We start from the raw sequence: 22947 nt of genomic DNA, 5'->3' as shown, positions 1-22947 counted from the left end.
AAACGCATGGGGCGATTAACAGGAAAGAGAATATGGATTACAGGCGCATCTGGCGGCATTGGTGAAAAAATGGCGTACTTGGCAGCAGCAGAAGGCGCAGAGATCATTATTTCAGCAAGACGAATTGAAAAGCTGGCGGATGTAAAAGAAAAGATTATGAGTGCTGGCGGGGTGTGTCACATCGTGGAGCTAGACGTCAGTCACCTTGAGGACATTGATCGCGCATATAAAGAAGTGGGGGCTGTTGATATTTTGGTGAACAATGCCGGTTTTGGTGCGTTTGATCTCGTTGAAGATGCGTCCATTGAGGAAATGGTGTCGATGTTTGAAGTAAACGTGTTTGGTTTAATCGCCTGCACTAAAAAGGTCATTCCAGAGATGAAACAAAGAGGACACGGACATATTATCAATATTGCCTCTCAGGCAGGAAAGATTGCCACCCCGAAATCAGCCATTTATTCTGCATCCAAGCATGCCGTCCTTGGCTTTTCAAACAGCCTCAGAATGGAGCTGTCAGACATCGGCATTCACGTCACCACAGTGAATCCAGGCCCGATTGCCACTGACTTCTTTACCATCGCCGACCGCAGCGGTGAATATGTGAAGAATGTTGAATTCATGATGCTTAGTGCGGACAAGGTGGCGGGGAAGGTCGTATCCGCTATGATGACGAAAAAAAGAGAGATTAATCTGCCTGGATGGATGAACACTGGCAGTAAATTGTATCAATTATCCCCATTTTTATTTGAAAAAGCAGCACGCAAAGCGATGATGAAAAAATAACAAAAAAGAAACCGGTCGTGAACTGGTTTCTTTTTTTTGAAGTAAGCCCGCCATTGTGACCGTCTTTTTATCTCCGCCTTGCTGCTTGCTGAAGCGGGTCCCACACACTGTTAAAAGGCGGTGCATAGCTAATATCTAAATCTTCAAGATCTGTTATGGTTAGCTGTTGGTAAAGAGCAGTTGCCATCACATCGATCCGTTTATCTACACCGTTTCTTCCGATGATTTGGGCACCGAGCAAGGTGTAGTCATCACTTCTGTAAAGCAGTTTGATTTTCATTTTTTGCGCATCTGGATAATATCCAGCGTGATCTGTACTGTCAATGGTGATGGTGGAAAAAGGAATATCAGCTGCTTGTGCTTCCTTTTCAGATAAACCCGTTCGTCCTGCTGTCATGCTCATAAATTTCATGACGGCAGTTCCAGTCACGCCTTGAAACGCCCGGTTTGTTCCCGTCATATGAAAACCAGCGATTCTTCCTTGTTTATTCGCCGTTGTGCCGAGCGGAATATAATCGAGTGATTGTTTGATGCGGTGATAAGTGGCTGCGCAATCCCCGGCAGCATAGATGTCTTTTACATTGGTTTGCATGTATTCGTTTACAACAATGGCACCATTTGAAAGTCGTTTGATTCCTGTTTTGTCTAAAAAAGAGGTTTGCGGGGTGACGCCGATGGCCATGATGACCATATCTGTTCTTATGGTTTGTTTGTCTGTTTGAACAGCTGTGACACGTGACTCGCCCTCTAATGTCTGCACGGTTTCCCCGAGAGTCACGTGAATGCCTTGGGCATCCGCCTCTTCTTTCAGGTGCTTTGCCATATCGGGGTCAAAGCCCGGACCAAGTGTTGAACCCCGCTGAATGATATGTACATTTTTCCCCAGTGCTTTTAAATTTTCAGCCAGCTCTAAGCCGATATATCCACCGCCGATAATGGTGACATGTGTGATATTTTGTTTTAAGTGGTCTAAAATGGACAGCGCATGCGGAATGGTTTTTAATACGTGTACGCCTTCTAGCGGCTGATTATTTAAATTCAGTGTGACGGGGCTTGCTCCTGTCGCAATTAAGAGGCGGTCATAGCTTTCGGTAAAGGATTCTTTTGTTTTCGTATGAGCCCCTGACACCATTTTTTGCTTTGGGTCAATGGAGGTCACTTCGTGTAAGCATCTAGCATCAATTCCGTATTTGTCGCGAAATGTTTCAGCACTGCGTGCAATCAGCTTGCTGTGGTGATCAATGAGACCGCCGATCAAGTAGGGGAGGCCGCACTGTCCATATGAGAAAATCTCTCCTTTTTCAAAAGCGACAATATGTGCATCCGGGTCCTCTCGATATATTTGCATAGCACAGCTCATTCCTGCTGCATCTCCGCCAATGATCACATATTTCATTTGGTGTGCTCCCTTCTATCTATCGAACTGAATACTCTTATTTACCCTCATTTTCCTTTTTTTAATGCTTTTTTTTCGCAAAAGAAGCAAACTTTAGTGGAAAAATAAAGACAGCGCCTTCATTTTAAGCTACAATCGGATTATCGTCTTTTTGGTTACGAGTTTAGTGAAGATTGGTGGGAAAGACTTTGAGTGACACACGACTAGATTTTAATACTTTATATACACGTCATACAAGAGAGGCTTGGTCTGCTCTTGGAGAATATATGCCGGTATCTGTTTCAGAAGAGGAAGCAAGAGCACTTCAAGGATTAAATGACTATTTATCGCTTGAAGAAGTTCAAGATATTTACATACCACTTATTCGTTTTTTGACATTGCATGTTTTTGCAGAAAAACAAAAAAATCAGCATGTGAATGCCTTTTTAAACTACCCGCATCATGCGAAAATTCCTTTTCTAATTGGGATTGCTGGAAGTGTGGCTGTCGGGAAAAGCACAACGGCCCGTATCATCGAAACACTTTTATCGAGGCTTGGAGATGGACTGAAAGTGAGTCTTGTGACAACAGATGGCTTTTTGTATCCTCAAAAAGAATTAAAGGATCGAGGACTCATGGAAAAGAAAGGCTTCCCGGAAAGCTATGATGTCAAAGCCTTGTTGTCTTTTTTAAACGAATTAAAATCAGGGAAACAAACCGTGCATGCCCCTGTATATTCGCATCTGACTTATGACCGGCTTGAAGGTGTGTATGAAACGGTGGAAGATGCCGATATTGTCATCATTGAAGGAATCAATGTGCTGCAATCCCCAGCGCTGGATGATCTGAAGGATGAACCGCGTGTGTTTGTATCAGATTTCTTTGATTTTTCGATTTATGTAGATGCTGCTGAAGCGCAAATTCAATCATGGTATAAAGAACGGTTCCGTTTGCTGAGGGAAACAGCTTTCCAAGACCCTGAATCCTTCTTTCATCAATACAAAGATTTGACGGATGAAGAGGCAGATCACATGGCAAGCACAATTTGGAATACTGTCAATCGCCCTAATTTATATCAAAATATTTTACCGACAAAATATCGAGCTGATCTCATTTTAAAAAAAGGCGATCAGCATAAGGTGGAAGAGATCGCCATCCGCCGAGTATAAAGAAAAACCGCTCAAACGAGAGCGGTTTTTTTAGTGACCTCCACTTACTTTTACAGCGACGGCAGCCGCCGTTCGTTTTTTTAGGCGGTAGTATCCGATGAGTAAGAACGGAACGCCTGCAGCAGTGACAATCGCCAAGACTGAAAAAATGGAAAGGGGATGGGATGCACCAAATAAATCAATACACAATCCTCCGACAAACGGTCCGACGACGCTGCCTAGCTGAGAAAACCCCATTGCGCCGAAGTATGATCCTTTCATTTCAGGTTTTGCAATATTGTCCACAAACAGATCCATCATTGCAAAGAGCAGTACTTCACCAATCGTAAACACGACAATGATAAAAGCAAGCGCACCGAGACTTTGTGAAAAAGCAATGGCAAACAAACTGCCTGCTAGAAGCAAGTTCCCAGTCGTTAACGACAAAATCGTTGAATAGCGCTTGGCGATCATAATCAGCGGGTACTGAATGACAATGACAACAACAGCGTTTAAGGATAAAAGGTAACCAAATAGCTTAGGGCCATCCTCAATCATAGGCGATGCCGATAAATATTGAGGCAGTGTTGAACTTAGATGCGAATAGCCAAACGAACATAAAGTAACGCCAATGAGGATGATGCTAAAGACCGTATCTTTCTGAATAATGGAAAGAGCTTTTTTGACACCGATTTGTTTGGTGCTTTCTGGAGCAGCCACTGGATGCTTTTGAAATTGCCATGCCAGCGTTAACCCGTACAACAAGTAAATGAGGGCAGCGACGAGAAATGGAAAAGTCGTTTTTGATGACCCAAGATATAAGCCAAGCAGCGGGCCGAAAATGACACCAATGTTAATGGCTGTATACCGTAAATTAAACACAAACAACCGAATACTTGATGGGGTGACATCAGATAAGAGCGCCTTAGATGTTGGTTCAAACAGTGCCCGGCACAGTCCGTTTAAAGCGTTCATGATAAAGAAGACCCAAATGGCATCTGCAAATGCAAAGCCAACAAAGACAAGTGTCCAACCGAAGATTGATAGAAGCATGACCTTTTTTCTTCCGATACGATCAGAAATATATCCACCGTAAAAACTCGCAACGATCCCAATCAGAGAGCTAACGGCAATGATTAATCCAGCAGAAGAAGCTGAGGCGCCTTTGACTTGTGTTAAATAAACGGCCAAAAAAGGAATGCTCATGGACGTCGCCATTCGGCCAAATATGGTGCCGATGATGATCGTCCAACTAAGCGGATGTAGTGTACGTAAGTTATTTTTCATGCTGTTTCTCCCCTGAGTTTGTAAGATGTTCCAATCATACATGAAAAATTGTGCAAATTAAATACACAATTTGATGGAGGGGACATCCGCCATATGGCAGAGAAGCTTGATTAGCGTATTTGAAGACGCGTGCTTTTTTATGCCGGTGCTTTTATGACACTGATTCGTGCGGTCATTTGACCCCATTTAATCAAGGTCGATCGCGACGATTTGCTGCAAGGACAGGTTGAGAACATCTTCATCATTGATGATTTTTATGCGCTGCGTTTCATAATGAATGGCTTTTACCCAGCCCCAAAACTGCTCTTTCCTACCTTCTACGGCATATGTCACGCAAATCGCTTGATCCTCGGTAATCGACTGTGTGATCAAAAAATTCATTTCCTCCAGTTGATCGGTGCTCAGCGGGAGAGGGATGTATTCTTTTTTCTTCCGTTTTTGAGCAAGCAGCTGCTCCCGGTGCTCTGGAAGCATCATTCGGCTTGATTCCCACATGAGGTTGTATCCAGGTGTTAATTTATTGGGATTCATGGCTGTTCGCCTCCGTTATTTGTAATGTCCGCCAATTTTTTCGGCGCGGTGATACGCCTGCCCTGCGCTTGTCAGTGACGAAGCGTGCAGCAGGGCAGCAGGCCCATACTTTATGTGGATTGCATCAAATACTTTGCTGAGTTTGTCTTTTTGAACATGATGATCAAATAAATTTAGCTGATACTGACTGTCAGACTGCAGCTGTGAGAGAGTAATACCGACACTTCGAATGGGCTGACCATCCCAGTGCTGCTGGCATAACTGAATGGCTGCGTCTGCAATATCTCTCCCGTACTGTGTAGGCGAATGAAGCTTAGTTTGTCTATGAAATCCGGTCGGGTGAGAAAAATCAGCGCCTCTCACGCCAACAGACACCGTTTGACCAAGATAATGCTTAAAGCGTGCACGTCTTGCCACTTCTTCGCTCAATTCAAGAAGAGCGACTTTGATATCCTCAAAAGACGCATAATCATGGGGGAGAGTCATATGATGTCCCACCGCTTTTTGCTCATTATGTGTGTGAATGGTGACCGGAGAGGGATCATGCCCTAATGCTGTTCGCTGCAAAAGCTCTCCGTTGATTCCCCAGCGTTTTTTAAGCCGGTCTAACGGATAAGCAGCAAGCGTCCCAATGGTACTGATGCCCATTCGTTTTAAATGGTGCTCCATTCGTTTACCAACGCCAAATAATTTTCCAATCGGAAGCGGCCATAAATCAGCCGCAACACTGTCTGCGCGAAGTTCATAAATGCCAGATGTGTTTTTTTTAGCAAAATGGTCACAGGCCATTTTGGCGAGCACTTTATTAGGACCGATGCCAACACGTGCGTAAATACCCGTCTGGTTCATAATGGTTGTTTGTATATTTTGAGCGATCTCACGGGGAGAACCGAGTAGTGTCAGACTACCTGTAATATCGAGAAATTGTTCATCAATTGAATACGGTTCGACAAGATCTGTGTATTGTTCAAGCAGCTCTGTGATCATGACAGAGATATCAAGATAACGCTGCATACGGGGGCGTACGACGACAGCTTCGGGGCATTTCTCCTGTGCTTCCCATAATCTTGATGCATTTTGTACGCCCCGTTTTTTAGCAAGCGGGCAGGCAGCAAGTACGACCCCGCTCCGCCGCTCAGGATCTCCAGAAACGATGAGCGGTACATCCTTCAAGTGGGGAGCCTCCACTTTTTCGACTGACGCATAAAACGATTGCATATCCACAAGCAGAATGGCTCGTTCATTCATTATTTTCACCTCTTAGAACGTATGTTCTATATTTATTGTAACCGTCAAGAGGCGAAATTGATACTGGTAAATCATTCAAAGAAAAGAGTGTAAAACCATATAAAAAAGACGAAGTATCTTCCACTTCGTCTCATTTGATCAAACATATTTTTAAGCATGTGCTAAATTGTAAGATGTTTGGAGCGGCTCAGAACGCAAACGATAGGCCGTCAGTTTTTTCTTAGGCTTATGAGTAAATTGCCGCACCACATCCACGTGGTCATCGTAATGATACAGATAAAGGGTCACATCATGCTTGCCAAGCTTTGTTTGCATAGTAAGCGGCGCAGGCCCTTCCTGCGGACGAAGAAAGCGTTCTTCATCACCAGGATAAATATAATAGCGTTCAATAAAGATCGCATCATTAAAATGTTGAATAATTTCAGATGCTTGCTGATCATCGAGCGGACGATCTTCAAACATGATCGTTGTTTGATCACTTGTTACTTTTGCATGCACTGCATAACGGCTAAAAAGGCGTTCCACAACACCAGAAGGCAGCGAAGTGACAAGAAGCTTTAAAAGACTAAACACAACAAGTGAAGTAACAATCCAAACCAATATCATCATCTCCAATAAACATTTGTTACATTTCCTATATGAACCATCTTAACATACCAAAAGAATGAAACTTTCGCACAAAAAGTGAACTTTTTGAAATAAGTGTGAAGATTTAAAAGGAGATGACCGCGAAAGAACGAAGAATCAACAAAGCTGAAAGGAAAAAGGCTGACACGTGATCTTTACAAACAATAAATCGGACAGGTAGACTATTGAAACAACAGTTTTTTGTGAAAAAAGAGAGCGGTAAGTTAAAAATGAAAAGGGGCGAGGTCATCATGATACGTCAAGTGAAGCCGTCAGATTTTTACGCCGTCACATCCGTCATCCAAAGCTGGTGGGGAGGTAGAGATTTGCGCGCAAAATTGCCGAAGCTATTTTTTGAACATTTTCAGCAAACAAGTTTTGTCGTCGTTGAAAAAGGTGAACTGATAGGCTTTTTAGTCGGTTTTTTATCGCAATCTCATTCAGATGAAGCCTACATTCATTTTGTAGGTGTACATCCAGACCATCGGAAATTAAAGATAGGAAAAATCCTATATCAAGCCTTTTATGATGTGGCAAAACAGGAAGGAAGAACAACCATTAAAGCGGTAACAGCCCCTGTAAATAAAGTATCGATTGCCTATCATGCAAAATTGGGCTTTCAAATTGAAAAAGGGGACAAAACTGTAGAAGGAATCTCCGTGTTTTCAGACTATGATGGAATAAATGAAGATCGTGTTTTATTTGTGAAAAAATTAGAGGCAATGCAATGATTGTCAATTTAGATCAAACAATAAGTGATGTAGCAAAGCAGATCTTACATATTCAACTAGCTGCATACCAACAAGAAGCTGAGCAAATTGGCTATGCCGATCTCCCACCATTAAAAGAGACCATTCAAGATGTAATGAAAGCAAAAGAGCAATTTATTGGTTTTGAGCAAAAGGGAATCTTACTAGGTGTTGCCTCTTATGAAGAGCAGAAAGATTATTTGATCATTAGTCGATTGGCTGTACATCCAAAAGCGCTAAAGCAGGGTATTGGAACAAGACTTATGTCCACAATTATGGAGAAAAATGTCCCTATAGAACTGACCACAGGGCAAAAAAACACCCCTGCAAAAAAGCTGTATGAAAAGTTAGGGTTTCTTGAAACAGGTGTGATTCATGTTGCAAAAGAGCTCACCTTATCAAAAATGACATGGACACCGAGGCGAAAGGTTGAGGTTGTCGAATTCAAAAAAGAGTGGCATGAAGAATTCCATCAAGAAAAGCAGCAACTCAAGCAAATCATTCAAAAGAGCTGGATAGAAGGACATCATATTGGTAGTACGTCAGTTGAAGGACTTGCTGCCAAACCAATTATTGATATCTTAATAGAAGTAAGTCATATAAAAGAGATCGATAGAAAAAGAGAGAGCTTTGAACATCTTGGATATCAAGCGCTAGGTGAAAATGGCATAAAAGGGAGACGTTTTTTTCAAAAGGGTGGCTTGAATCGTACGCATCATGTCCATGTTTATGAGAGAAATCACCCTGATGTGAAAAGGCATTTATTGTTTCGAGATTACTTAAGGGCCCATCCAGAACGAGCTGTAGCGTATGCGTCTGTCAAGGAACAATTAGCAAGTCAGTATCCAGAAGATATACAAAGCTATATGGCAGGAAAGAATGAAATCATAAAAGAAATAGAAAATGAGGCATATCACTGGGATAGAGAAGGAAGAGAGGGAGCTCTTTAAATAAGCTACCTCTTTTCCTCGTTAATTAGGAAGCTGAACATTGCCTTTTACAATATAGGCCTGTGAAGCAGCAGTAGATGGAAGAGCGGGTAATTTATCCTTTACAATGACCCCGCGGATATCTGTGATTCGAACAGGAAGAGATTTAGACCCCATATTAAATCCAAGGAAATGGTTGTAGTCTGTCTTTTCCATGTTCACCCATTGTCTATCTTTGTAATATTCCATTTTCATAATCGGATATTTATGATTGCGCACTTGAATCGCAGCCCACCACTCACTGCTGCCTTCTTTTATTCTGTAAGCTACATTTCCGCTAATCGGTGCTTTTATAATTTTCCAACTAATTGGGATTTTCCCATCTGCCATATTACCGATTTTGGCAAAGGCATTAGGAGAAAGATCAAGAGCTCCTTTTGCTCCTTCTGGATATTTATCGGTTACATACACAACGGTTTTTCCTTTTGGACCCTTTACTTCAAGGTAAGCGCCTGCAAGTGCCGCATTTACCCCTTTATAGTTATAGTCATGAGGATTTAAAGCCGTAATTTCCATGTCAGATGGAATAGGATCTAATAATGCAGCGCCCCCTGAGTAACCAGATCCCGTATAAGTCGCATAGCTTTCTCGTACTTCATCAAGGACAGATGACGCTTTCATGTTTGGCACAGCGAAACTCAACATAAATATCAGTGCCCCGATAAAGCAGAGAGATAATCTTTTTTTCACGATCTAAAACCTCCTGTTTATTCTTTTGAAATTGGTAGCGTCATCAGTATAATTCTAAAAAACAAGAAGCGAAAAGAGTCAATAGATAGATATAATCCTAGTGAGAAGAGCGTGTATTTCAAAGAATATGATTTTCGGATTTAGTCGTGTAGTCGTGTGTCATGTTTTATGGTGTTTTATGTGTTACAATGTAAGCATCAATTTAAAAAGGATGTTCTCCATGTATATTCACATCACAGAACTGGCTAAAACATATATAAAAAAACAGCAAATAGAAAACGAAACTAAGGAATTACTGCTTCGCTACGATTCAGAAGGTTGTGGCTGTGCAGTGAGTGGCGTACCAATGCTTTGGTTAACAAGTGAAAGAACAGGTGAATGGGAACAACTTAATAATAGCCAACATTTAAAACTATATATACACATTGCACAGAAGGTATTTTTTGATGAGGAAATGACCATCGATTTTAATGAAAAAGCCAATACATTGATGCTGAAAAGTCCTCAGCAAATACTCAGTCCAAGAATGGGCATACTTGTAAAGTAAGGTGGAAACGTAGTGGATCAGAAGCTTAGAGTGATACAAAACACGGCACAAAATAAAACATGGGTGTCGTTTTTAAATAACAATCATCCCTATACCCTTTTGCACTGGTCAATAGGTGGAATGGATTCGGTGAAAAAGGATGTTTGGCTTCTTCAGGATGAAGTCACATTTGAAACGGAAGAGTTTCCAACACTCGAATTAGCTGTCAATTGGATCAAAGAGAATATGGAACAGGTAACAGATGTATTATAAAAGCCCTTTTTGACAAAAGGGTTTTTTTCGTGCCTTCATCATCTCACCAAGCAGCTGGGAATGTCTAATCTGTAAAATGATCTTTTGAAACGAAAAAAGCCCATTTTATAACAACTAATTCGACAAAATGAGAAAAATAGACATGAAAAAATCTTGAATATACATGCCGAAAAATAGGCAATGAAAGCGGTTATTGCGGGATACCGAAAACTTTGCGAAAAATGACATTTCATATTTCTTCCATTCGAGGAAATGTGATAGAATACAACATGTATCGTATATGAGAAGGGAGGTGCTAAAGTGAATTGAAGCTCAAGCTGTCATCGCCTCAGGTTGGAATCAAAATAAACGAATGGTATAGGCAGATTTGCGGATTTCATGTCATGAAAGCAGAGAAGCTGAAGGCCGAGATCGAGCAGGAAATTCTGGAGATGGAGCAAGATCAAAACTTGTTGCTGTTTTACCAGCTGATGGATTTTCGCCATAAGGTGATGCTTGAATATTTTGAACCGGCAAAGAAAGCCTCAAATGATGAAGAAATTAAAAACCTGCTAGAAACGATCGAACATTCGCAAACGAAATTAACGGACATGCTTGAATACTATGTTCATTTTTTCACAGGAATGTTTGAGTTTGAACAGCAAAACTATTTAAGTGCCATTGCCTATTACCGTTCAGCAGAAAAAAAGCTCAATCTCATATCAGATGATATAGAAAGAGCAGAATTTTACTTTAAATTAGCTGAAATATACTACCACATGAAACAAACCCACTTTTCGATGCACTATGCCTTGCAAGCGTTAAATACGTACTCTGCCTACAGAACGTACACGCTGAGAATCATCCACTGTGAATTTGTCATCGGTGCAAACTATGATGATTTGAAATGCTATGAACATGCATTGCCCTACTTTAAAAATGCTCTAAATCGAGCACGCTCAATTGGAAACCCTCGAGTCATAGGTTCGGCCCTTTTCAACTTAGGTAACTGTTATTACCAAATGAACAACCTTGCGGAAGCAAGCCGTTATCTGAAAGACTCTCTTGAAGTGTTTGAAAAGGAGAATTTAACCCATCTTAATCGCTCTCTAGACCCACTATTTATGCTCACCCAAATCCTGTTTAAACAAAAACAAATAGAAGAGTCGTTAACCCTCTATCAAAAAGGTATTATGAAAGCCTGTGAATTAGAAGATGAAATTTACATCTGCAAATTTCAGTTCTTAAAAGCATTATACGTTGATGCAGAAATAACGATCATAGACGATACATTAGACCTGCTTGAGGACAAGCGCTTATACCCAGACATTGAGGAATTGGCACTTGATGCGGCTCATTATTACAATGAGCTTGGGCTGTATGAAGCATCGACACGGTTTTACGAACGGAAGATTCAAGCCATATCAAAAATTCAAAATGGGGGTCATTTATATGAAAACGAGTTTGATAGTTCTTTTATTGGCAGCAACTGCAGGATTATCGGTCATGAGTCAGCAGCAATCGGAAGAGAGTCATATGGAACTGGCGGGCAGACACCATACAACAGTGGTGACTATCGCATAAGTTAGCTCAAAAAGAGGAGACGAACCGCTGTTCAATCTCCTCTTTTATCTTCATTTGATGCAAATTGTTGAAGGAATGCTTGAACTTCTTGTTCGTAAGCTTCTTTATTTTCACTAAAAGACATCGCATGCGCCCCGTGCGGCGCTATAAATAGCTGTTTATCACCTTTTTTTCGAGCATATAGCTGCTGACTCTGCTCGCATGGAATATAGTCATCATGAAGACTATGGATAAAAAGCACAGGTTCTCTCACCTGATCGATCACATCAAGCGGTGACACTTGCCGAATGCTGTATCCATCCCGCCATTTTAACACTCGATCACTTAGTGGAAGAATCCATTGCCCTGAAAGACGAAAATCTGTTTTTAATCGATAGAGAAGCTGATCCTCAAAAGAAGCAAAAGGACAGTCAGCTATGTAAAAATTGGCGCTTGCTTCCGGCTTTGCAGCATATAACAAAGTCGTGACTGCCCCCATTGATTCTCCATGTATGCCGATCAAGGCATTTTCTCCAAGTCTTTGTCTGAGCCACTTTACGACCTTCGCTAAATCTTCTTTTTCGTAGTATCCATAACTCGTGGTTTTTCCGCCGCTCATTCCATGTCTTCTATGATCATAAAGCATCACATTCCATCCAAGGTTTTGGAATAATTTCATATACTTAACGGAATTGATTAAACTAACCGTAACGCCATGACAAAGTACAATGGTGCGTGTTGTATGTGGATGTGAGTGCGGCACAAAATAGCCATGAAGATCATAACCAAATGCTGAAGGAATACACACTTTCTCTTTGTTAAGCTGTTGAAACGCTTCATGATGATAATGCCCTTCATCTGATTCCCGTTTGATGAGCTCTTCATCTGTTAGTTTTCGAATATACATCATTTTATTGGTGAAAAAAATGCCGATTGCAATGAGCGGACATAATATGAAGGCAAGTATAGCGATCCATTTTTTCATCTAGCTGATTCTTCCTTTCCGAGGTTTTTTCTATGACGATCATACCACATGTTGGGAGAATGGCGTGACTCTTGCTCAGGAAATAAAACGGATGATACACTTAGAGGCAAAAGGAGAGAGGCACAATGAAAAAAAACAATGATCAAGCGAAATTAAAGGACGGCATAAACGAGGATCTCAAACAGCAGCTCCTTCAAATGAAGCAGAATCTGGCCGCCGAAACAGAAAAAAGAGAAGAACAAAAACGACAAGACCTCCTTCGGCAGCAGAAAGAAAAAGAAAAAAACAAAAGCTTCTCCGAGCTGCTAGATGAAAGTCATTTGGACTGGAGAAAATATAAAAGCTAAAAAAGGGAGCATTGATGCTTCTTTTTTGATGTCATCATTGAAATTGATCAACACACAAGAGTTTCTGACTCCTGTAATTCTTACTTCATTTCAACCCCTGACAAAGGGCTTTTAGCCTCTTCTTGCTTTTGCCTGTAGAATATGAAAAAGAGATCACATCGGGTGACCTCTTCTTTTATCTCATTTAAACCGGTGCGCCTCGTACACAGATGGTTTTGTATAGTAAGTCAATGCTTTTACTTCTTGGTCACTTAAAGAACGTGCATTGGCCGCTGCCGCATTTTCTTTTAATTGTTCCACCGAGCTTGCGCCAAATACAACGGAACTGACCGCAGAATTCTTAAGCAAATATTGAATGGACAGCTCTGTGAGAGATAGGTCATAAGCGACTTTCTTTAAAGAAGGAATGACCTGCTGTAGCTCGTCAAATGAATATTGAAGATAGCCGTTTTTTTGAATTGATGGACTTGCTTGTGAAAGTGGTTTTTCGGTTAAAAGCCCTTTTGCTAAAGGTCCTCTTGCCACGACACTAATGCCTTGTTCCTCAAGAAGAGAGAACCATTCCTCTGGACGGCGGTCGAGTAAACTATATTGCATCATTACACTGACGATGTTCGATTTTTTGGCGTATTCTTTAATGACGTTCGGACGGATAGAAGAGATGCCATAATAGCGAATAACGCCTTCTTCCACTAATTCTTCAAAAGCCTCAATCGTCTCATCAATAGGATCGTTGATCGTGCCTCCGTGCAATTGGTATAAATCAATATAATCTGTTTGCAGCCGCTTGAGGCTTTGCTTTACGGCTTCTTTTATGTACGCCTTTGAAGGGTCCCAGTTCCAGCCGGATTTGCCTTTTTCAAAGCGGTTCCCGCCTTTTGTGGCCAAAATTAAATCTTGCCGCCTGTTTTTAATCGCTTCCCCGACAATTTCCTCATTTGTTCCAAAATCATATAAATCGGCTGTATCCAAATAGTTAATTCCAAGATCAATCGCTTCATCTAGTAAAGAGAACGCTTTTCCTTTTTCTGTTCCTAGGGACATACATCCTAGAGCCGCTTCGCTCACCAAAAGATCCGATGTACCAATTCGTCTTTTTTTCAATTCCATCACACTCCTATTCCTTCACATTAAGTGAAAAAAATCTGGAATTCAAGCTAGGTGACTTCAAGTGGCGCATTGAAGCAAGCGTCCGCATTTCGCTTCTCTTAAATCATCTATGTTAAAATGAATGAAGTAAAAAGTGAAAGTAGAACGAGGAGCTGACAAAATTGAAGGACTTTGAAGAAAAAACATTATCGACTAAAGAATTATACAACGGAAAAATCATTGATTTGGTTCTTGAAGATGTAGAATTGCCAAACGGAAAACAAGGCAAACGCGAAATCATCAAACATCCTGGTGCAGTAGCCGTCATTGCTCGGACAGACGAAAATAAAATCATCTTGGTCAAGCAATACCGTAAAGCACTTGAGAGAGCCATCGTTGAAATTCCGGCTGGTAAATTAGAGCCAGGGGAAGAGCCGGCACATACAGCACTGCGAGAATTAGAAGAAGAAACAGGATACACCACTCAGAAGCTTCAAAAGCTGACGGCCTTTTATACATCACCAGGTTTTGCAGATGAAATTGTCCACATGTATCTTGCAGATCAGCTAGTTCCGCTTGAAGAAAAAAGAGAGCTGGACGAAGATGAATTTGTTGAAGTGATGGAAGTTTCATTAGAAGAAGCCTTGCACCTCGTTGAAAAGCAGCATATTTATGATGCAAAAACAGCCTATGCCATTCAGTACTTACAACTGCAAGAGGTACTTAAGTCAACAAAATGAGGGAGTTTTTTGCAGACATCCATATTCATATTGGCAGAACAAGAACAGGCAGAGCTGTTAAAATTACAGGTGCAAGGTCACTGACTATTGACCAAATTCTCATTGAAGCAACGCAAAGTAAAGGGATGGGGATGATTGGTGTGATTGATGCACAATCTCCAGAAGTTCTAGAAGAATTAATAGAAGGTGTAGAGGAAGGCAAGTACACTGAATTAAGTGATGGCGGTCTCTCATTTGGACAGACCGTCCTGCTTTTAGGCAGCGAATTAGAAATTAACGATAACCATTCAAAAGGTCCGATTCACGTGCTTGCATTTATGCCCACACTGCGCAAAATGACTGAGTTCTCCGCATGGCTCGCGCTTCATATGAAAAATGTGCATTTAAGTTCACAGCGCCTCTATGTGGATGGGAAAACACTTCAGCATAAGGTCAAGGAGCTAGGAGGCTTATTTATTCCTGCTCATATTTTCACCCCGCATAAAAGCTTATTTGGCAAAGGAGTCAGCACGTCTTTAACGGAAGTATTCGATCCGGACCTCATTGATGCTGTTGAACTAGGACTTAGCTGTGATACGTCAATGGCGTCCCAGTTAAGCGAACTGAACCGTTATCCCTTTTTAACGAATTCAGACGCTCATTCTTTAGGGAAAATCGCGCGAGAATATACAAAAATCCGCATGGACCATGCCTCTTTTGCCGAATTTAAACTAGCCCTTGAAGGGAAAGAGGGGAGAGCCATCACAGGAAATTATGGGCTCGCCCCGCGGCTTGGGAAGTACTATCATACAACCTGCGAGAAGTGCGGAGTAAGACCTTACGCGCTAGATCAAGAAAAGTGCCACGCATGCGGACATACACGGATGACAAAAGGAGTGAGTGAGCGTTTAAAGGAGCTTGCCGACCAAGAAAGTGACAATGGAACAAGACCTCCTTATGTTCACCAGCTTCCTCTTCAATTTATTCCGGGTGTTGGAGCCAAAACGCTGGAGAAGCTAAAAGCCGTGTTTCACACAGAGATGAATATCCTTCATCAAGCTACAGAACAAGAACTAAAAGCTGTCCTGCCAGAAAAAACAGCCAATTACATCATCAAAGCAAGAAAAGGTGAAGTCGAACTGATCGCTGGCGGGGGCGGCGTGTACGGTAAGGTGGATATCAATCATGAATCAAGTTAACTGGACATGTGAAACGTTTGAAGAATTGACAAAAGAGGATCTTTACCTAATCTTAATGGAAAGAGTCAATGTATTTGTTGTTGAACAAACATGCCCTTACCCTGAAATTGATCAACGGGACCAAGAAGCGCTTCATCTGATGGCAAAAGAGGACGGCACGATTGTGGCTTATTGCCGAATTTTCCAAAGTGGAATCATATACGAAGAGGCATCCATTGGCCGCGTTCTTGTGACGCAAGCAGGCCGAAAAAAGGGCTATGGAAAAATGCTGCTCAGCAAGGCTTTGGAAAAGCTGAGTGAATTAGGTGAAACAAGTGTCAAAATTCAGGCGCAGGCCTACTTGAAGTCGTTTTACGAATCCTTTGGATTTAAGGCCGTTTCTGATTGTTATGAGGAAGATGGAATTCCGCATCTTGATATGGTGAAAACAGAAAGATAGGCGTGAGACGTCTATCTTTTTTATGTCACATCGTGTATCATAACGTCAACGAAAGGGGTTTTGCCAAATGGGAAAAAGCAATGCAAAGAAAAAACGAGAACATATTGAAAGGCAGCACAGCCGAAACCCGGAACTGTCGAGAGGAAACATTCCGCACTTTAGTACACATGAAAGAAAGACAAAAACTAAACAAGAAGCCTTGCAGCACATGATGAATAAACATAAAAGAAGGAATGCTTATGATCACTATCAAGAGGATCATAAGCATTTTTATTTTGCTTTTTTGTGACAACCAGTTCAAATGGAAAAATTTTTAAAAATAGGACAAACGATCGTTTCTTTTTGTCTGAAAATGTAGTTAAATGACAAAAAGATGAAAGGGAGAGTGAGTATTGTGAACATCAAGTCAATTGGAGCAGGGCTTTGTATGGCAAGTATGATGCTGGCATCGGTCACGTTCGGCGCCTCACATATTTCTGCAAAGGAGCAAGCGAAAAAAGAGTACATGATCGGCTTTTCTTCTTCCGTTCAAGATCATACACAAAAACAGCTTGTTGAAAAAGCTGGTGGACATGTAAAAGAATCCATAGAGCAAATAGATATGATGAAAGTTTCCTTGAATGAGGCATCGAAAGAGAAACTAAATCGGGCAAAAGAAGTGACCTTCATTGAGGAGGACCAAAAGGCAAAAACAAACAGTCAAACGATTCCATATGGCATCAAAAGCATCAAAGCACAAAAGGTACATAAACGGGGATACGCTGGACAAAATGTCAAAGTAGCTGTTCTTGACAGCGGCATTGATGGCAAACATGAAGATCTACATGTCACTGGGGGAGTCAGCTTTGTTCCAACAGAGTCAGATCCGCTTGTTGACCCGCATGAACATGGGACGCATGTGGCGGGCACAATTGCAGCGTTAGATAATAAGGTAGGTGTCGTTGGTGTTGCGCCAAAAGCTTCTATCTATGCGGTCAAGGTGGCAGATGAAAATGGTGACGGCTACTATAGCTGGATCATTAAAGGAATTGAATGGGCCATTGAGAATGACATGGATATCATCAATATTAGTATGGGTGGAGCAAGTGAATCTGAAGCGCTGAAAGAAGCGGTAGATCGAGCATATGACATGGGTATTCTCATTGTGGCTTCTGCTGGGAATGCAGGAAGTTATGGCTCTCTCAACACGGTTGATTATCCAGCCAAATACAGCTCAGTAATAGCGGTTGCTTCTGTTGACCAAAGAAAACAAAGAGCCTTTGATTCTTCTGTCGGCGAAGAAGTGGAAGTTTCAGCACCGGGCGTTTCAACGCTCAGCACTATTCCTCATAATGAATATGGCTACAAGAGCGGAACATCCATGGCATCACCGCATGTAGCAGGAGCTGCGGCTGTCATTCTATCAAAACATCCGAATCTGACAAACGATGAAGTGCGCGAGAGACTTTCAAAAACGGCTGCACAGCTTGGAGACCCTTTTTACTATGGTGCTGGGCTTGTGAACGTACAAAAAGCCGCACGATAAATGAGAAGAGAGAGCAGTGTTAGGCTGCTCTCTCTTTTTTCTTTCAATAAAACTGTCATGTTTCGTAATCTCTCTCATAGAATCTAGTAACCTTTACTATTTGGGAGGAAGACGCATGCGGAAAAAGTCTTGGAAGGAACATCTTCTTCAGCACGTAAAAGACCATCTATCAATTTATTTGTTTGTCTCTGTACTCTTTTTAATGGGCGTGATCTTTGGGGCCATCATCGTCAATAGTATGACAATTAGTCAGAAAGAGGATTTATTCTATTATTTAAATCAATTTTTTGGTCAGCTGACAAATGAGAAAGCTGCAGAATCAAAAGAAATGTTTTTGCAAAGCTTCTTGCATCACATGAAATATTTAGGTCTTATGTGGATACTAGGAATATCTATCATTGGCCTGCCGCTCATCTTTCTCATGATCTTTTTAAAAGGAATTGTCGTTGGGTTTACAGTTGGTTTTTTAGTAAATCAAATGGGGCTGAGTGGCTTTTTCCTTTCGTTCGTATCGGTTCTTCCGCAAAACATATTACTTATTCCAGCCTATTTAGTGATTGGGACATGTGCGATTGCGTTTTCCATCCGTCTCATTGGGCAGCTGTTTATGAAAAAAACCATCAGTCAAGCACCTGTGCAGTGGTTCGCCCGGTATGCATCTGTTCTACTGATGATTTTAGCACTTGCTGCACTTTCGTCCTTTTTTGAATCGTACGTCTCCTTCATGCTCATGAAAAAGCTGGCAGGTGTTCTTTTCTCATGATTTTATAATTGTTATTAAATAATAATCAATTTATTTATCAATTTAAAATGATTATAGTTGGCTCCCAGCACATCATTTGATATAATGGTCAAGTAATGTGGCGTAGGAGGGAAAGTCAATGGAAAATCGGATTGATCGAATTAAGAAACAGCTTCATTCTTCCAGCTATAAGCTCACGCCACAGCGTGAAGCAACAGTAAGAGTACTGCTTGAGAATGAAGAAGACCATTTAAGTGCAGAAGATGTATACCTCCTCGTAAAAGAGAAGTCTCCTGAAATTGGTCTTGCTACTGTTTATCGAACGTTAGAATTGCTAACTGAACTGAAAGTTGTTGATAAAATTAACTTTGGAGACGGCGTTTCGCGATATGATCTTCGCAAAGAAGGAGCCGCTCACTTCCATCATCATCTTGTCTGCATGGAATGCGGGACAGTCGATGAGATAGAAGATGATTTATTAGAAGATGTTGAAGAGATTATTGAACGTGACTGGAAATTTAAAATTAAGGATCATAGATTGACATTCCATGGTATTTGCCACCGGTGTCATGATGATGAATCCGGCAATTAATCCGAATTGGAACCTTTTCATTTAAGATGAAGAGGTTTTTTGCATTTTCGCTGTATATTCCTTGTCCCACCTGGCATATGCTGAAGTAATGAGAAGCTGAGAAAGGACATGAGAATCATGCGAAAATGGCTCAAAACAACAGGTGAAGTGATGAAGGTATTTATCTTGTTCACTGGTTTTACCGTCCTGTTCTATTATGCTATGATATGGATAAATTCAGAATATGAAAGCTACCATCGTTATGATAAACCAGAGGGTGCAGCAATTAAAGTGATGGAAATGGATCAGCCGAATCAAGACAACTGGCAAGACCGATTGATTTATTTTTATCAAAACGGGGAGTAGAAATCATTGAACGATCAATTATCCGACTTTATTCATTTTATGACAGTAGAGAGAGGACTCTCTGAAAATACCATTGTTTCTTATAAACGAGATTTACAGAACTACTTGTCTTTTTTAATGACACATGAGCAGCTGACGGATATAAAAGATGTCACGCGCCTGCATATCATTCATTATTTAAAAAAGCTAAAAGAGGAAGGGAAATCGAGCAAAACGTCAGTGCGGCATCTCTCCTCGATCCGATCCTTCCACCAATTTCTGCTCCGGGAAAAAGTGACCACAGATGATCCGTCATGGAACATTGAAACGCAAAAAACAGAGCGGAAATTACCGAAAGTTCTATCACTAGGGGAAGTCGAAAAATTGCTTGATACACCAAATCAGCACACTCCATTTGACTACCGTGACAAAGCGATGCTCGAACTCTTATATGCAACAGGCATTCGCGTCAGTGAAATGCTGGATTTGACCCTTGCCGATGTACACCTCACAATGGGCTTTATCCGTTGTTTCGGTAAAGGAAGAAAAGAGCGGATTGTGCCAATTGGTGAAGCAGCTGCAAGTGCGATTGAAGAATATCTCGAAAAGGGAAGAAGCAAGCTGTTAAAAAAACAGCCGGCAGATGCCTTATTCCTCAATCATCACGGGAAAAAAATGTCGCGGCAAGGTTTCTGGAAGAATTTGAAAAAAAGAGCTCTCGAAGCAGGGATTCAAAAGGAACTCACACCCCATACACTCAGGCATTCATTTGCAACACATCTACTTGAAAACGGTGCCGACCTAAGAGCTGTGCAGGAGATGCTCGGGCATGCTGATATCTCGACAACACAAATTTATACACATGTGACGAAAACAAGATTGAAAGATGTGTATCACAAATTCCATCCAAGGGCATAAGTAAAGCATGGTACGGTGAACGTGTGTCATGCTTTTTCATGTTTGCACCGTTTATGGTTGTCAATCGGCTTGTAAACGGTTTATACTTGAGATGTCAGACCTCTCTTTTTGAAAGGTTAAAAGACAAGAATATTGAAGGAGGCGCTTTTTAATGCCTGATTATCAGTATAAACGCATTTTCCTCGTCGTAATGGATTCAGTAGGTATTGGGGAAGCACCTGATGCTGCTGAATTTAATGATGTAGGTGCAGATACACTAGGACATATTGCTGAAAAAATGAACGGGCTTCATATGCCAAATATGGCGAAGCTTGGGCTGAGTCATATTAAAGAAATCAAAGGAATTCCAGCGGATGAGAAACCACTTGCGTATTATGGAAAAATGCAAGAGGCATCAAATGGGAAAGATACAATGACTGGACACTGGGAAATAATGGGTCTTTACATAGACACACCGTTCAGAGTTTTTCCAGACGGATTCCCAGATGAACTACTAAATGAACTAAAAGAAAAAACAGGCAGAGGCATTATTGGAAATAAACCTGCGTCTGGTACTGAAATTTTAGACGAGCTTGGCGAAGAGCACATGAAAACAGGCGATCTAATCGTTTATACATCTGCGGATTCTGTGCTGCAAATTGCTGCGCACGAAGAAGTGGTGCCATTAGATGAACTTTATCGTATTTGTGAAATTGCACGTGAGCTCACATTAGATGAAAAATATATGGTTGGCCGCATTATCGCTCGTCCATTTGTCGGGGAGCCTGGTGCGTTTGTCAGAACACCAAACCGTCATGACTATGCTTTAAAACCATTTGACCGAACAGTGATGAATGAGATGAAAGATGATGGGCTCGATGTGATTGCGATCGGCAAAATCTCTGATATTTATGATGGCGAAGGAATCACCTCTTCTCTCAGAACAAAGTCGAACATGGACGGAATGGACAAGTTGGTCGATACGCTTAAAGCAGACTTTACAGGACTCAGCTTTTTAAACCTTGTTGATTTTGATGCCCTTTATGGACATAGAAGAGATCCAGAGGGTTACGGAAAAGCACTAGAGGAATTTGACGCCCGTCTTCCTGAAGTGTTTGACCTGTTAAAAGAGGATGATCTTTTAGTGATTACAGCAGATCATGGAAATGACCCAGTACATCACGGAACAGATCATACAAGAGAATACGTTCCGCTCATTGCTTACAGCAAAAAGCATCAAGGAGCAAATGAACTGCCAACTTCAAAAACCTTTGCTGATCTTGGAGCAACGGTCGCAGACAATTTCAAAACAACGATGCCAAAATACGGCACAAGCTTTTTATCTAAACTCAAATAGGGGGAAATCTCGTGGGAGCACAGTTTTCAGAAGCGGCGGCATACATTAAACAAGCATCGACATACGTACCAACAGTTGGATTAATCTTAGGTTCAGGGCTTGGCATTTTAGCAGATGAGATTGAAAATCCAATCAAATTGAAATATGAAGATATTCCTGGATTCCCTGTTTCAACAGTAGAGGGTCATGCAGGACAGCTCGTCATCGGGACGCTGAAAGGCACTGTCGTATGTGCGATGCAAGGACGTTTTCACTTCTATGAAGGATATGATATGAAGCAAGTGACGTTTCCAGTTCGTGTGATGAAAGAAATTGGCATTGAGACATGCATTGTGACAAATGCAGCCGGCGGTGTGAATACTTCATTTCATCCAGGCGATCTCATGCTGATTACAGATCATATCAATATGATGGGGACCAATCCATTAATTGGACCAAATGACAGTCAAGGCGTTCGTTTCCCTGATATGTCTGCCCCATACGATAAAGATTTGCTCGCACTTGCAGAAGAAACAGCTCAGCGCAAAGGCATATCTGTTCAGCAAGGTGTTTATGCAGGGATGACAGGTCCTTCATATGAAACACCGGCTGAAGTTCGTTTCCTCAGAACACTTGGCGCAGATGCTGTAGGCATGTCGACGGTCCCAGAGGTGATTGTTGCGCGTCATGCAGGAATTAAAGTGTTAGGTATTTCATGCATTTCTAATGCGGCATCAGGTATTTTAGATCAGCCGCTGTCTCATGATGAAGTCATTGAAGTAACGGAAAAAGTGAAAACCAGTTTCCTTGAATTAGTAAAAGACATTGTCAAACAACTCTCATAGTATGTTTTAAGAGGCCTTCTGTTTACCGACAGAAGGCTTTTTTTATGGCAATCATACGATCTCTGAATAAAACAGCCTCGATGAGGAAAAAATAGAAAGGATTACGATAATGGAGGTCTGCCACTTGAAACGTCATATAT

At 41.4% G+C, this 22947-nt stretch carries 27 protein-coding genes; 19 read left to right on the top strand and 8 right to left on the bottom strand.

Annotated features, from left to right (window positions below):
• The first annotated feature begins 6 nt into the window (after positions 1-6).
• Entirely contained in the window at positions 7-783 is a 777-nt protein-coding gene (locus SB660_RS07555; RefSeq protein ID WP_410581992.1) for an SDR family NAD(P)-dependent oxidoreductase, read from the top strand.
• Positions 784-850: 67 nt separating this feature from the next.
• On the opposite strand, the gene SB660_RS07550 is transcribed toward SB660_RS07555, so the two are convergent.
• A complete protein-coding gene (locus tag SB660_RS07550) occupies positions 851-2179 on the bottom strand; it encodes a CoA-disulfide reductase (RefSeq protein WP_268466014.1) in 1329 nt (442 codons plus the stop codon).
• A gap of 188 nt (positions 2180-2367) precedes the next feature.
• On the opposite strand from SB660_RS07550, the gene coaA reads away from it, so the two are divergent.
• Entirely contained in the window at positions 2368-3327 is a 960-nt protein-coding gene (gene coaA / locus SB660_RS07545; RefSeq protein WP_058014749.1) for a type I pantothenate kinase, read from the top strand.
• A gap of 30 nt (positions 3328-3357) precedes the next feature.
• On the opposite strand, the gene SB660_RS07540 is transcribed toward coaA, so the two are convergent.
• The 4 genes from SB660_RS07540 to SB660_RS07525 form a co-directional block, all read right to left on the bottom strand.
• A complete protein-coding gene (locus SB660_RS07540) occupies positions 3358-4593 on the bottom strand; it encodes an MDR family MFS transporter (RefSeq protein WP_058014750.1) in 1236 nt (411 codons plus the stop codon).
• 186 nt (positions 4594-4779) lie between these two features.
• The gene (locus SB660_RS07535; protein ID WP_058014751.1) at positions 4780-5124 is read right to left on the bottom strand and encodes a YolD-like family protein; all 345 of its coding nucleotides are present in this window, start codon (positions 5122-5124) and stop codon (positions 4780-4782) included.
• Between the two features lie 15 nt (positions 5125-5139).
• Complete coding sequence (locus SB660_RS07530) at positions 5140-6372, bottom strand: DNA polymerase IV (RefSeq protein ID WP_169057042.1); 1233 nt, start codon at positions 6370-6372, stop codon at positions 5140-5142.
• A 150-nt stretch (positions 6373-6522) separates the two neighbouring features.
• Positions 6523-6972 carry a YfmQ family protein gene (locus tag SB660_RS07525; protein ID WP_061408447.1) on the bottom strand — a complete coding sequence of 150 codons (450 nt, stop codon included), beginning with the start codon at positions 6970-6972 and terminating at the stop codon, positions 6523-6525.
• Between the two features lie 278 nt (positions 6973-7250).
• On the opposite strand from SB660_RS07525, the gene SB660_RS07520 reads away from it, so the two are divergent.
• Together SB660_RS07520 and SB660_RS07515 are read left to right on the top strand one after the other, a co-directional pair.
• A complete protein-coding gene (locus tag SB660_RS07520) occupies positions 7251-7730 on the top strand; it encodes a GNAT family N-acetyltransferase (protein ID WP_034661184.1) in 480 nt (159 codons plus the stop codon).
• On the top strand, positions 7727-8698 hold the full coding sequence (locus SB660_RS07515) for a GNAT family N-acetyltransferase (RefSeq protein WP_180310557.1): 972 nt from the start codon (positions 7727-7729) through the stop codon (positions 8696-8698). The genes SB660_RS07520 and SB660_RS07515 overlap by 4 nt, the downstream gene beginning before the upstream one ends.
• Positions 8699-8719: 21 nt before the next feature.
• Here SB660_RS07515 and exlX read toward each other — a convergent pair whose 3' ends face one another.
• Complete coding sequence (exlX, locus tag SB660_RS07510) at positions 8720-9382, bottom strand: expansin ExlX (RefSeq protein ID WP_410582260.1); 663 nt, start codon at positions 9380-9382, stop codon at positions 8720-8722.
• Between the two features lie 265 nt (positions 9383-9647).
• On the opposite strand from exlX, the gene SB660_RS07505 reads away from it, so the two are divergent.
• The 3 genes from SB660_RS07505 (at position 9648) to SB660_RS07495 (ending at position 11794) form a co-directional block, all read left to right on the top strand.
• Positions 9648-9974 (top strand): iron-sulfur cluster biosynthesis family protein, encoded by a 327-nt coding sequence (locus SB660_RS07505; RefSeq protein ID WP_180310559.1) that lies wholly within the window; start codon positions 9648-9650, stop codon positions 9972-9974.
• Between the two features lie 12 nt (positions 9975-9986).
• Entirely contained in the window at positions 9987-10226 is a 240-nt protein-coding gene (locus SB660_RS07500) for a YqkC family protein (RefSeq protein WP_003215790.1), read from the top strand.
• Between the two features lie 305 nt (positions 10227-10531).
• Positions 10532-11794: a Rap family tetratricopeptide repeat protein gene (locus SB660_RS07495; RefSeq protein WP_058014757.1), complete on the top strand. Its 1263-nt coding sequence runs from the start codon at positions 10532-10534 to the stop codon at positions 11792-11794.
• A gap of 26 nt (positions 11795-11820) precedes the next feature.
• Here SB660_RS07495 and SB660_RS07490 read toward each other — a convergent pair whose 3' ends face one another.
• Entirely contained in the window at positions 11821-12753 is a 933-nt protein-coding gene (locus tag SB660_RS07490) for an alpha/beta hydrolase (RefSeq protein ID WP_061408438.1), read from the bottom strand.
• Between the two features lie 125 nt (positions 12754-12878).
• On the opposite strand from SB660_RS07490, the gene SB660_RS07485 reads away from it, so the two are divergent.
• Positions 12879-13100, top strand: coding sequence for a YqkE family protein (locus tag SB660_RS07485; protein ID WP_044141056.1), 222 nt, complete (start codon positions 12879-12881; stop codon positions 13098-13100).
• 180 nt (positions 13101-13280) lie between these two features.
• Here SB660_RS07485 and SB660_RS07480 read toward each other — a convergent pair whose 3' ends face one another.
• Positions 13281-14204, bottom strand: coding sequence for an aldo/keto reductase (locus SB660_RS07480; RefSeq protein WP_410581987.1), 924 nt, complete (start codon positions 14202-14204; stop codon positions 13281-13283).
• 167 nt (positions 14205-14371) lie between these two features.
• On the opposite strand from SB660_RS07480, the gene SB660_RS07475 reads away from it, so the two are divergent.
• The 11 genes from SB660_RS07475 (at position 14372) to SB660_RS07425 (ending at position 22807) form a co-directional block, all read left to right on the top strand.
• Positions 14372-14929, top strand: coding sequence for an NUDIX hydrolase (locus SB660_RS07475; RefSeq protein ID WP_058014762.1), 558 nt, complete (start codon positions 14372-14374; stop codon positions 14927-14929).
• Positions 14926-16107: a TIGR00375 family protein gene (locus SB660_RS07470; protein ID WP_180310562.1), complete on the top strand. Its 1182-nt coding sequence runs from the start codon at positions 14926-14928 to the stop codon at positions 16105-16107. The genes SB660_RS07475 and SB660_RS07470 overlap by 4 nt, the downstream gene beginning before the upstream one ends.
• Complete coding sequence (locus tag SB660_RS07465) at positions 16094-16546, top strand: GNAT family N-acetyltransferase (RefSeq protein ID WP_058014764.1); 453 nt, start codon at positions 16094-16096, stop codon at positions 16544-16546. Before SB660_RS07470 ends, SB660_RS07465 begins: the two co-directional genes overlap by 14 nt.
• 67 nt (positions 16547-16613) lie before the next feature.
• Entirely contained in the window at positions 16614-16835 is a 222-nt protein-coding gene (locus SB660_RS07460; RefSeq protein ID WP_058014765.1) for a hypothetical protein, read from the top strand.
• A gap of 105 nt (positions 16836-16940) precedes the next feature.
• On the top strand, positions 16941-18071 hold the full coding sequence (locus SB660_RS07455) for a S8 family peptidase (protein WP_180310563.1): 1131 nt from the start codon (positions 16941-16943) through the stop codon (positions 18069-18071).
• A 115-nt stretch (positions 18072-18186) separates the two neighbouring features.
• Complete coding sequence (spoIIM, locus tag SB660_RS07450; protein WP_034661156.1) at positions 18187-18834, top strand: stage II sporulation protein M; 648 nt, start codon at positions 18187-18189, stop codon at positions 18832-18834.
• A gap of 118 nt (positions 18835-18952) precedes the next feature.
• Positions 18953-19405 carry a ferric iron uptake transcriptional regulator gene (gene fur, locus SB660_RS07445; protein WP_058014766.1) on the top strand — a complete coding sequence of 151 codons (453 nt, stop codon included), beginning with the start codon at positions 18953-18955 and terminating at the stop codon, positions 19403-19405.
• A gap of 117 nt (positions 19406-19522) precedes the next feature.
• Positions 19523-19750 carry a YqzK family protein gene (locus SB660_RS07440; protein ID WP_003215798.1) on the top strand — a complete coding sequence of 76 codons (228 nt, stop codon included), beginning with the start codon at positions 19523-19525 and terminating at the stop codon, positions 19748-19750.
• Positions 19751-19756: 6 nt separating this feature from the next.
• Positions 19757-20647 carry a site-specific tyrosine recombinase XerD gene (xerD, locus tag SB660_RS07435; RefSeq protein WP_003215982.1) on the top strand — a complete coding sequence of 297 codons (891 nt, stop codon included), beginning with the start codon at positions 19757-19759 and terminating at the stop codon, positions 20645-20647.
• A 151-nt stretch (positions 20648-20798) separates the two neighbouring features.
• A complete protein-coding gene (gene deoB, locus SB660_RS07430) occupies positions 20799-21983 on the top strand; it encodes a phosphopentomutase (protein WP_058014767.1) in 1185 nt (394 codons plus the stop codon).
• 11 nt (positions 21984-21994) lie between these two features.
• Positions 21995-22807: a purine-nucleoside phosphorylase gene (locus SB660_RS07425; protein WP_180310564.1), complete on the top strand. Its 813-nt coding sequence runs from the start codon at positions 21995-21997 to the stop codon at positions 22805-22807.
• Positions 22808-22947: the final 140 nt, after the last annotated feature.

The sequence above is a fragment of the Bacillus sp. SIMBA_005 genome (assembly GCF_046535585.1).
GTDB lineage: Bacteria > Bacillota > Bacilli > Bacillales > Bacillaceae > Bacillus > Bacillus pumilus.
The sequence above is the reverse complement of the archived record's forward strand: the minus strand, read 5'-3'. Positions and strand labels throughout refer to the sequence as shown.

What these genes read in the sequence shown, in the direction of transcription:
- SB660_RS07465 (WP_058014764.1), top strand. Translation starts at nt 16,094, where the DNA reads ATGAATCAAGTTAACTGGACATGTGAAACGTTTGAAGAATTGACAAAA.
- fur (WP_058014766.1), top strand. Translation starts at nt 18,953, where the DNA reads ATGGAAAATCGGATTGATCGAATTAAGAAACAGCTTCATTCTTCCAGC.
- SB660_RS07550 (WP_268466014.1), bottom strand. Translation starts at nt 2,179, where the DNA reads ATGAAATATGTGATCATTGGCGGAGATGCAGCAGGAATGAGCTGTGCT.
- exlX (WP_410582260.1), bottom strand. Translation starts at nt 9,382, where the DNA reads ATGTTGAGTTTCGCTGTGCCAAACATGAAAGCGTCATCTGTCCTTGAT.
- SB660_RS07460 (WP_058014765.1), top strand. Translation starts at nt 16,614, where the DNA reads ATGGGAAAAAGCAATGCAAAGAAAAAACGAGAACATATTGAAAGGCAG.
- SB660_RS07555 (WP_410581992.1), top strand. Translation starts at nt 7, where the DNA reads ATGGGGCGATTAACAGGAAAGAGAATATGGATTACAGGCGCATCTGGC.
- SB660_RS07530 (WP_169057042.1), bottom strand. Translation starts at nt 6,372, where the DNA reads ATGAATGAACGAGCCATTCTGCTTGTGGATATGCAATCGTTTTATGCG.
- SB660_RS07535 (WP_058014751.1), bottom strand. Translation starts at nt 5,124, where the DNA reads ATGAATCCCAATAAATTAACACCTGGATACAACCTCATGTGGGAATCA.
- SB660_RS07485 (WP_044141056.1), top strand. Translation starts at nt 12,879, where the DNA reads ATGAAAAAAAACAATGATCAAGCGAAATTAAAGGACGGCATAAACGAG.
- SB660_RS07470 (WP_180310562.1), top strand. Translation starts at nt 14,926, where the DNA reads ATGAGGGAGTTTTTTGCAGACATCCATATTCATATTGGCAGAACAAGA.
- SB660_RS07505 (WP_180310559.1), top strand. Translation starts at nt 9,648, where the DNA reads ATGTATATTCACATCACAGAACTGGCTAAAACATATATAAAAAAACAG.
- SB660_RS07540 (WP_058014750.1), bottom strand. Translation starts at nt 4,593, where the DNA reads ATGAAAAATAACTTACGTACACTACATCCGCTTAGTTGGACGATCATC.
- spoIIM (WP_034661156.1), top strand. Translation starts at nt 18,187, where the DNA reads ATGCGGAAAAAGTCTTGGAAGGAACATCTTCTTCAGCACGTAAAAGAC.
- SB660_RS07515 (WP_180310557.1), top strand. Translation starts at nt 7,727, where the DNA reads ATGATTGTCAATTTAGATCAAACAATAAGTGATGTAGCAAAGCAGATC.
- deoB (WP_058014767.1), top strand. Translation starts at nt 20,799, where the DNA reads ATGCCTGATTATCAGTATAAACGCATTTTCCTCGTCGTAATGGATTCA.
- SB660_RS07440 (WP_003215798.1), top strand. Translation starts at nt 19,523, where the DNA reads ATGCGAAAATGGCTCAAAACAACAGGTGAAGTGATGAAGGTATTTATC.
- SB660_RS07490 (WP_061408438.1), bottom strand. Translation starts at nt 12,753, where the DNA reads ATGAAAAAATGGATCGCTATACTTGCCTTCATATTATGTCCGCTCATT.
- SB660_RS07520 (WP_034661184.1), top strand. Translation starts at nt 7,251, where the DNA reads ATGATACGTCAAGTGAAGCCGTCAGATTTTTACGCCGTCACATCCGTC.